Here is a 9,752-nt window from a genome sequence, read left to right on the forward strand (position 1 = left end):
TATGGAGTGCAGCCTTGGAATACTGATGTGCAAAAAAAGAAACCTGAATGATTTCAGGTTTCTTTTATACAAAGCATATGTGAAGGGGGATACCTTCTATGTATGCTTTGCTTTATACAAGCCCTAACCAATGTACCAATTGTGTAGAGAGGAATGTCACAACAATGGCGATAACGGTAGGGATTGCAAACGATAAGAATGTCCATTTTGCACTTTTTGTTTCTTTATATATGTTAACCAGTGTTGTTCCGCACGGGAAATGAAGAAGTGAGAACAACATTGTGTTTAACGCTGTTAACCAAGTCCAACCATTTTCTAGGAATAGATTTTTAATTTGATTAAAATCATCTATTTCAGTTAAAGCCCCAGTTGATAAGTAAGACATTAATAAAATTGGGATAACAATTTCATTCGCTGGTAGTCCAAGAATGAACGCAGCTAGAATAAAGCCATCAAGTCCTAACATTTTAGCGAATGGATCCAGGAAGTTTACAAAATACATAAGTAAGCTTGTGTCACCGATAAAAATGTTAGCAAGTAACCAAGTTAATGCAGCCGCAGGGGCAGCAACAACTATAGCTCGTTTTAAAACATAGATTGATTTATCGAGTGTTGCGCGAACAATTGTATTCCAAACTTTTGGCTTGCGGTACGGAGGTAACTCAAGTGTGTAGTGAGTTGGAACCCCTTTTAAGGCTGTTTTTGATAGTACCCAAGAAACAGTTAATGTCATAATAACACCAAGTACAACCATTCCAACTACAACGCCAGCAGTAACCAATGTTTGCATACTGCCTGTATAACCAGCAGCCATAAATAGTGAAGCCATTAAAATTAACATAGGCCAGCGACCGTTACAAGGAACGAAGTTGTTCGTTAAAATTGCTAGCATACGTTCACGTGGTGATTCAATGATACGTGTTGACATAATGGCTGCTGCATTACAACCAAATCCCATTGCCATTGTTAAAGATTGTTTCCCGTGTGCGCCGGATCGTTTGAATAAGCGGTCCATATTAAACGCGACACGTGGTAAGTATCCGTAGTTTTCTAATAGCGCGAACATAGGGAAAAAGATTGCCATAGGTGGTAGCATAACGCTAATAACAGCACCGATACCACGGAACAAACCAAGTATTAAAATGCCATGTAACCATTCAGGTGCATGCGCTGCTTGGAACCAAGATGTTAAATATCCTTCGGCCCATCCGAAGAATTCGGCAATCATATCAGATGGTACGTTAGCGCCTGCAATTGTAAGATAAAAAATAATAGATAAAATACCGAGCATAATTGGGAATCCCCAGATTGGAGATGTGAAAATTTTATCTAGTTTTTCGGAACGATATAATTTATCAGTATTTGTATATTGGACAGATTCTTTACATATGCTTGCAGATGTTCGGTAAATATCTCCGACTATATCATCTCGTATATCTTCTTTTGAAAGTGTTTGTGCATGTTGAATAATATAGTCTAATGGAAGAGCTTTACTGGCTGAGTGAGATTCCATTAATTACGACCTCCCTTACAAGTGGTTCATTATGGTGTTTTTGAAGTGTAGTTAAGAAATTTTTATCTCCATCTAATATACGTAACGCAATCCAACGTGCTGGATACGTATCACCGAACACTTTATAAATTTGTGGTTCTAATTCCTGAATCATATTTTCGATTTTTTCGCTGTAAGTAATTTTAATTGGTGTTGGAATTAGTTTTTTATTTGCTACTTTTGCAATAACATTTAGCAAATGACCAATACCTACTCGGTTACGTGCTGAAATTTTAACGACAGGTACACCAAGTGATTTTGCTAATTTCTTTTCATCGATAACAATCCCTTTTTTCTCGGCTTCATCAATTAAGTTAATGCAAATGACTACATTGTTTGTCATCTCCATCACTTGAAGTGCTAAATTTAAATTTCTTTCCATAGCAGTTGCGTCTATAACAACTACAGTTACTTCTGGTTTTTCAAATATAATATAATCCCTCGCTACTTCTTCGTCTGCGGAATTTGAGTATAGTGAGTAGGTTCCAGGTAAATCTATTAATGTATAATTACTTCCGTTATGTTCATATTCTCCTTCAGCTTTTAAAACAGTTTTTCCCGTCCAGTTTCCAGTATGTTGTTTTAAGCCTGTTAAAGTATTAAATAATGTACTTTTCCCTGTATTCGGGTTACCAGCTAAAGCGATACGATGTTTGCTCATCTGAAATCATCTCCTATTAATACCCCGAAAATAAGGGAGCTTTCTTCTTTACGCAGTGCAATAGTTGTGTTACTCACTTGATAAGCGATCGGATCTCCAAGTGGACTGCGTTGCAATACTTTAATCGTCGCCCCCGGGATAAATCCCAAATCTAATAAGCGTCGTTTCATAGTTCCTTCTAATTGTATCTTCTCAATTTGTACAAACTCTCCTATTTTAAATTCGGAAAGTGGTTTTATATTAGCCGATACCATAAAAGTTACCTCATCTCTATATTTTTAGTTTGAGTTTAAAAAGTTTCCTAAGGTAAACTTTTTGTTAGTAATATAGTAGACTACATTGGATTATGTTGTCAATTAGTACTTTAAAAATATTCATTTATTTTTAGAATTGTTCCAATTTATTTAGTTGTACTAAAAAATATTACTGAAATTATTTTTAATGTGCATAAATTAGGTGTGTAAAAATTACAAAATACAGCGGAATTGTAAATGTAACTTTAACGAAAAGGGAAAAAGAGAGAAAAACATTTACATTGAATTTACATTGTTAAGAATATATTTACATTGCAGTGTAGTTAGTGTGGTTTTTGTTTGGTTATTTAACTATAAATGTTGGGATTTCTAGCTTTTAAGGATTATTATCGTCATTTACTTAAAATTAAAAATTGCTTAACACTCACATAATATTGTTGTCCTACAATGAATTTGTGTTCGAAAGAAAATGAATTCGAAAAGTGATAATCCAAATGGGGGTACAAGACATGGTTATGAAAAAAGGTATTAAATTTTCTTTAGCAGCTTTAGTGGTAGCAGGAGCATTAGTTGGTTGTGGGAAAGCAGAAGATACAACTAGTAAAGACACTGCTAAAGGAAGCGATAATACAAAACAAGAATTATCAGGTACGATTGCAGCGGCTGGTTCTACAGCTCTTCTACCTCTTGCGGAGGAAGCTGGAAAGAAATTCATGGAGAAAAATTCAAAAGTTTCTATTCAAGTTCAAGGTGGCGGTAGTGGAACTGGGATTAACCAGGTAGCATCTGGTGCAGTACAAATTGGTAATTCAGATGTTCCGTCCGGAGATAAAATAAAAGATGCTGAAAAGGCGAAAGAATTAGTAGATAACAAGGTAGCGGGTATTGCATTCGCTCTTGTCGTAAATAAAGATGTAAAAGTTGATAACTTAACAATGCAACAAGTACAAGATATCTTCACTGGAAAAGTAACAAACTGGAAAGAAGTAGGCGGAAAAGATGAAAAAATCAATGTAATTAATCGTCCGGCTTCATCTGGTACACGTGCTACATTTGAAAAAACGATTATGAAAGACGCGAAAATTAATGATGGAACTGGTACAACACAAGATTCTAACGGTGCAGTAGAGCAAGCGATTAACTCTACTCCTGGTTCGGTGAGTTATTTAGCAATGTCTTACATGGTGGGCGAGAAAAAAGGCGCACTACAAACAGTGAAAATTGATGGTGCTGAACCGAAAGTTGAAAACATCGCGTCTGGTAAATATCCATTCTGGTCTTACGAATATATGGTAACAAAAGGTGAAGCGAAGGAAGCGACGAAAGCTTACATCGATTATGTAAAAGGTAAAGATTTTGAAAAGCAAGTAGAAGATATGGGCTACATTCCAATGTCTAAATTAAATAAGTAATAAAATTTTATGGGGCTGGCTGCAAGGCCAGTCCTGTTCATTTCAATCTGTGAAGTGGGGTCTGTCCTGTGATGAAGGGGAAAAAGCAAATTAATTACGTGAAAAGTGAATATATAGGAAGATCACTTGTTACGTTTTGTGGTATTTTTATTGTTTTAATTACATTAGCTATTATTGCGTTTATTTGTGGTAAAGGTATTCAATCTTTTACACAAAGTGGTATCTCATTTACTGAGATGTTAACATCGACAAAATGGAATCCAAATGCTGATCAAGGATCCTTCGGGGCTTTAATTTTCATTGTAGGTTCAACGGTGGTTTCGTTAGGTGCGGTTATTATTAGTGCACCAATTGCTATAGCTCTTGCTATATTCATGAATTTAATTTCGCCAAAGTTTGGAAATAAAGTATTGAAGCCTGTTCTAGAATTGTTAGTTGGTATTCCTTCGGTTGTATACGGATTATTAGGTGTTACGATTTTAGTACCACTATTACGTGATTCGTTTGGGGGAGTAGGCTTTAGTTTAATTGCAGGTATTGTTGTATTAAGTATTATGATTTTACCTACTATTGCTAGTATCGCTTCTGATGCAATACGTTCTGTTCCATTTGATTATTTAGAAGCTTCTTATGGTCTAGGATCAACGAAATGGCAAGCGATTAGCCGAGTGATTGTTCCTGCTGCGAAAAAAGGGATTTTAACAGGTGTTGTTTTAGGCTTAGCGCGTGCTTTCGGTGAAGCGTTAGCGGTTCAAATGGTAATCGGGAATACGATTAAATTACCAGAAGGAATATATAGTCCGACAGCGACGTTAACTGGTATTTTAACAATGGACATGACGAATACATTGAACGGAACTGCTTGGAACAATGCGCTATGGACTTTAGCGATGATTTTACTTGTTATTTCATTCCTGTTTATTTTAGTAATTCGAGCGATTGGGCAAAGAGGTGAGCGATAATAATGAATGCAAGAACGGTAAATAAAGTTTGGACGGGTATCTTTTATGCGGTTGCGGCTTTAGTTGTAGCTTTGCTAGTGTTCTTAGTATTTGAGATTTTACAAAAGGGATGGGGATTTTGGGATCCTAATTTCTTGTTTGGAGAACCAAGCAATACAAGAGCTGGTGGTGGGATTGGTCCGCAGTTATTCAATTCCTTCTACATGCTTGTTATAACGCTTATTATATCTATTCCTCTTGGATTAGGTGCTGGAATATATTTAGCAGAGTACGCAAAACAAGGACGTTTTTTAAATTTTGTTCGTCTATGTATAGAGACGATGGCGTCTTTACCTTCTATTGTTGTTGGTTTATTTGGTTTGTTAGTGTTCGTTACAATGACAGGTTGGGGATACACAGTAATGGGTGGTGCTCTTGCTTTAACTATTTTAAATTTACCAGGTTTAACGCGTGTTTGTGAAAATGCGATTTCAGAAGTTCCTCAGAATGTAAAAGAGGCAAGTCTTGGATTAGGTGCAACGAAGTGGCAAACAATCGCTCGTATTATTATCCCATCGTCATTACCACAAATTATTACAGGGATTATTTTAGCGGCGGGTCGTATATTTGGGGAAGCGGCAGCATTAATTTACACAGCGGGTTTAACATCCCCGATTTTAAATTCAGCAGCGGATTTCTCAAGTCCTGCGCATCCTTTAAATCCGTTTAGACCAGCTGAAACATTAGCGGTTCACATTTGGAAATTAAATTCTGAAGGAGTTATTCCAGATGCGAAGTTGATTGCGACAAAATCTGCAGCTGTATTAATTATTATGGTATTACTATTCAATGTTATTTCACGCTTGATAGCATCTATATTACACAAGCGCTTTACAGGAACGAAAAGAAAAAGTAAAACAACGAAAAAGGTAAAAGCGGCATAAATTATAAAGAAGAACTCTCTATTTATAAGTAGGGGGTTCTTTTGTATTTTAATATAGAAGGAATGGATGTAATGATTGTTGAATTTGTGATTAATTATAAAGAAGAACAGATGTAATTTAGATTGTGGATTCTAGTAAACCTATAGAGCAATATGTGGAAAAAATGATGGATTATATGACTAAATAGAGAAAAGGCGTTATCTTCATTTGTGAAGATAACGCCTTTTGTTTTTAAATATCAGGTGTTTCTGTAGAAGTGCTTATTTTCCTACGGGAGCGTCTTTTTCTCCCGATTTTATCTAATAGTTCATACATAACTGGAACGACTACTAATGTAAGAGCAGTTGAGACTGCCAAACCGCCGATGACAACGACGGCTAAACTTTTTGATACCATACTTCCTGCTTGGGATTGGCCAAATAGGAGTGGGAGCATAGCAACGATTGTTGTAATAGCTGTCATAATAATTGGGCGTAGTCTAGTAGAACCTGCTTCAAGTAAGGCTTCTCTAGTTTCCATTCCATGTTCCCGATTTTGTTGGACTCTTTCTATTAATACAATAGCGTTTGTAACAACAATCCCGATTAACATTAATGCGCCGATCAAGGAATTTACATCAACAGGTGTTCGTGAAATGATTAATCCTAAAATACCACCGACAGCAGCTAATGGTAAGGAGAATAGGATTGCAAAAGGAGCACGTGCTTGCCCGAAGGTGATAACCATAATTAAATATACAATCCCGATTGCAATCCCCATAATTTTGAATAAATCTGTAAAATTCTCTTGCATAGATTCAGTAGCTCCTGTGATATTTACTTTTGCACCACCAGGTAAATCTAAGTCAGTCATCGCTTTATTTACTGCTGTGTTTACTTTACTCAAATCTTCATTTGAAGCTTCGGCTGTAATTTGGATTGTTTCTTTTCCGTCTTTATGGAAAATTTCTGTTTGTATTTGTTTTTCTGAAATAGTTGCGATGTCTTTTAAAGGTATTGGTCCATTAATAGGTGATAGTATGTTTGTATTTAAAATATCTTCTTGTTTATTAATGTTTTCTTTTTTGTGTTCTATCATAATAGTAGCTTTTTCATTATTAATTGTAATTTCGCCAATAGGTGATTTCTTCATAAGGAATGCTACTTGTTGCGCAGCTATTTCTGGTGTTAAACCTAGTTGTTCAGCCTTTGTTTGATCAATATGAATTTGCCATTCTTTCTTAGAGTCTTCTAAATTTGCTTTTACTTTAGAAAGATCATCCATGCTTTTTAGTTTTGTTTCAACGATAGTAGCCGCTTCTTTTAAATCCGCTTCGTTAGTAGCTGTTACGTTAAATTGTAAGTTATTGCCGCCGCCAGAGCTTGAATAACTTGTTTTTATATAATCAAGTTCAGCAGGCTCAAAAGTTTTATGTTCCTTTTTTAACTCTTTAATATATTGATCAATATCAGAACCTTTTTTAAAGACTACGAATATACTAGCGAGGTTATTTTTAGTTGTTTGCCCCCATTGTGCATCTTCTGCACTAGATCCCATTCGTAAAATAACGTCTGTTATATCTGAATTAGAAAGTAATTTCTTTTCAAAATCAAATGCTTTTTGTTTTTGAGATTCAGCATTATAATGGGCTGGAAATGTCATGTTAATAGATAACATTGTGTCGTCTTCAGATTTTATGTTTGCTTTCGGTAGTAATATATAAGCTGCAATTGATCCTACAAATAATAAAAATGCAGTAAGTAGAATAATGAATTTATGAGAAAGAGCCCACTTTAATGTAGCGACATATCGTGATGAAGAACTTGGCTTTCGATGCTTTGTTTTTTTGAGTAGTAAAAAAGCCATAAGTGGAACAACTGTTAGTGCAACGATTAAGGATGATAATATAGAATATACAACTGCTAATACCATAGGTAACATTAATTTTCCGATTGCTCCTGATACGAGGCCGATAGGTAAAAAAACAGCGACCGTTGTTAAAGTAGAAGAAGTAATTGCGACAGTGACTTCTTTCGTTGCATCGAGAATGATATCTTTAGAGAAAGAATCTTTTTGTAAACGGCGGAAAATATTCTCGATGACAACGATACTATCATCGACGAGACGTCCAACCGCAACAGCTAAACCACCGAGGGTTAAAATGTTAAGCGTAATGTTAGATTGATGTAGTAAAAAGAGTGTTAATAAAATGGATAATGGAATACTGACAACAGCGATGAGTGTTGTTCGGAAGTTACGTAAAAAGATTAAGATAATTAGAGTTGCAGCGATTGTTCCAAGTATTACTTCTTTTCCCATGCTAGTAACAGCATTTTCAACTTGTTCATGGGTTGAAGCCAAAAGTTTAATGGAAAATTGAGCTTTATATTCCTTATCTATCTCTTTAATTTTTTTATCAATCTCTTTTCCAATGGCAACTGCATTGTTACTCGGTTCTTTCATGATGATTAATCCTGTGCCTTCTTCTCCGTTTATATGTGAGATTGTATCGTAGTGTTGTTTGATTTCAATTTGAGCAATGTCTTGCAATTTCACTTGGGGTGCCACAGTGATGTTTTTAATGTCATTTACATTTTTTATGTCCCCAATGACGCGGAGGTTGTATTCTTCCTGATTAACAGTAATTGCCCCAGCTGGAGTAGAAGTTTCTTTTCCTTGTAAAACAGTTAGTACCTGCTGTGATGTTACGTTTTTGTTTTTTAATTGGTTCGGATCAAGTACGATAGATAATTCAGAGGTGGATTTTCCGAAAAACATAACGTTGGCAACACCATCAATGTTTTCGAGTTGTGGTACGATTTCTTTTTCAATTTGTTTTTCATCTGCTTTTGAAAAACCGTTTTGTTTCTGGATAGTAATTTGAGCGAGTGGAATCATAGAAGTGTTTAATTGACTAACTACGGGCTTGGTTACATCTTTAGGTAATTTAATTGTATTGACGGCTTTTTCGACTTCGCGTGCTGCATCTTTCATGTTTGCTTTTGATGTATACGCAATGTCGATACGTGATAATCCCTCGTATGTAGAAGAAGTAATGGTGTCGACGTGTTCTAAATTGCGAAATTGTTTTTCGAGAGGATCAGTTACATCCTTTGTCATCGTTTCAGCGTCGAGTCCTTGAGATAAGGTTGTGACGGTAATTGCTGGATTGTCGATACTCGGTAAAAATTCCATAGGTAATTTAGAGCCGGAATAAACACCGAGTATGGAAATGAGAAAAATCATGATGATAATGGCAGCTCGGTTTTTTAATGAAAACTTTGTTAACCTATCCATAAAATAATTCCTCCATTGGTTTATTTATAGTTGAGTGCGTCCTTTCTTACTATATAACAAAAAATGGATATTTTTCATTAATTAAATGTAAAAAAATTCTAACAATAATTTTAAGTTCATATTTGTGTTGGAATGTTGTTATTTGTAGGGATTTAAATTTTTGAATGAGAAGGAAGGATTAATGCGCGTGAGTGGTTGTTTAATGTAGATGGAATTTTTTCTTAATGCTAAGTTATATCGTTATTCTATAGAAGGATAATTATTATAAACTTTAATATAGAAGAGAATGAAAATCTGGGAAGGTATTGTGAAATGCAATTTGGTTGAATGAAGTGTAGTATTATGCAATCAGAATAACTATTTTTAGTAGAGAGGATAATAGTTATTTCTATAGAAGAAAGTAGGATAGATAATTTTTTTGTATTTTTTATAAAAAACACTTGTTATTTAAAAAGTGTGATGGTATATTAATAAACGTCGCTGATGCGGAAACGCAGAAAACGACAAAAAAGAAATTTTAAAACTTAGTTGACATCGAAAAATGAAGATGTTAATATGATGAAGTCGCTTCTGAAGCGGCGGACAAGTTCTTTGAAAACTGAACGAAACAAACAACGTGAAACGTCAATTTTTATTTTAGATGCTAGACAAACTAACTTTATTGGAGAGTTTGATCCTGGCTCAGGATGAACGCTGGCGGCGTGCCTAATAC

The 9,752-nt window shown here is 35.2% G+C and carries 8 protein-coding genes and 1 pseudogene; 4 read left to right on the forward strand and 5 right to left on the reverse strand.

Annotation, left to right across the window (positions count from 1 at the left end):
• Positions 1-112 precede the first annotated feature (112 nt).
• From MR136_RS22000 to MR136_RS22010, 3 genes are read right to left on the reverse strand one after another with little or no spacing between them, the layout of a single operon-like run.
• Entirely contained in the window at positions 113-1,513 is a 1,401-nt protein-coding gene (locus MR136_RS22000) for a nucleoside recognition domain-containing protein (RefSeq protein ID WP_000443605.1), read from the reverse strand.
• The gene (locus MR136_RS22005; RefSeq protein ID WP_000033865.1) at positions 1,491-2,213 is read right to left on the reverse strand and encodes a FeoB small GTPase domain-containing protein; all 723 of its coding nucleotides are present in this window, start codon (positions 2,211-2,213) and stop codon (positions 1,491-1,493) included. The genes MR136_RS22000 and MR136_RS22005 overlap by 23 nt, the downstream gene beginning before the upstream one ends.
• Positions 2,210-2,467 carry a FeoA family protein gene (locus MR136_RS22010; protein WP_061456798.1) on the reverse strand — a complete coding sequence of 86 codons (258 nt, stop codon included), beginning with the start codon at positions 2,465-2,467 and terminating at the stop codon, positions 2,210-2,212. The genes MR136_RS22005 and MR136_RS22010 overlap by 4 nt, the downstream gene beginning before the upstream one ends.
• A gap of 509 nt (positions 2,468-2,976) precedes the next feature.
• On the opposite strand from MR136_RS22010, the gene MR136_RS22015 reads away from it, so the two are divergent.
• The 4 genes and pseudogenes from MR136_RS22015 to MR136_RS28645 form a co-directional block, all read left to right on the forward strand.
• Complete coding sequence (locus MR136_RS22015) at positions 2,977-3,879, forward strand: phosphate ABC transporter substrate-binding protein PstS family protein (RefSeq protein ID WP_000245108.1); 903 nt, start codon at positions 2,977-2,979, stop codon at positions 3,877-3,879.
• A gap of 71 nt (positions 3,880-3,950) precedes the next feature.
• Positions 3,951-4,841 carry a phosphate ABC transporter permease subunit PstC gene (gene pstC, locus MR136_RS22020; RefSeq protein WP_000676676.1) on the forward strand — a complete coding sequence of 297 codons (891 nt, stop codon included), beginning with the start codon at positions 3,951-3,953 and terminating at the stop codon, positions 4,839-4,841.
• Between the two features lie 2 nt (positions 4,842-4,843).
• Positions 4,844-5,764, forward strand: coding sequence for a phosphate ABC transporter permease PstA (gene pstA / locus MR136_RS22025; RefSeq protein ID WP_000994141.1), 921 nt, complete (start codon positions 4,844-4,846; stop codon positions 5,762-5,764).
• Positions 5,765-5,885: 121 nt separating this feature from the next.
• Positions 5,886-5,951 (forward strand): annotated as a pseudogene (locus MR136_RS28645) (AAA family ATPase); the annotation flags it as partial.
• A gap of 44 nt (positions 5,952-5,995) precedes the next feature.
• Here the strand turns inward: MR136_RS28645 and MR136_RS22030 are convergent.
• Together MR136_RS22030 and MR136_RS22035 are read right to left on the reverse strand one after the other, a co-directional pair.
• On the reverse strand, positions 5,996-9,040 hold the full coding sequence (locus tag MR136_RS22030) for an efflux RND transporter permease subunit (protein ID WP_061456799.1): 3,045 nt from the start codon (positions 9,038-9,040) through the stop codon (positions 5,996-5,998).
• 524 nt (positions 9,041-9,564) lie between these two features.
• Positions 9,565-9,752 (reverse strand): hypothetical protein (locus MR136_RS22035; RefSeq protein WP_205189829.1); only part of this gene is annotated, 188 nt, incomplete at its 5' end.

The sequence above is a fragment of the Bacillus cereus group sp. BfR-BA-01311 genome (assembly GCF_022664295.1).
GTDB classification, from domain to species: domain Bacteria; phylum Bacillota; class Bacilli; order Bacillales; family Bacillaceae_G; genus Bacillus_A; species Bacillus_A cereus.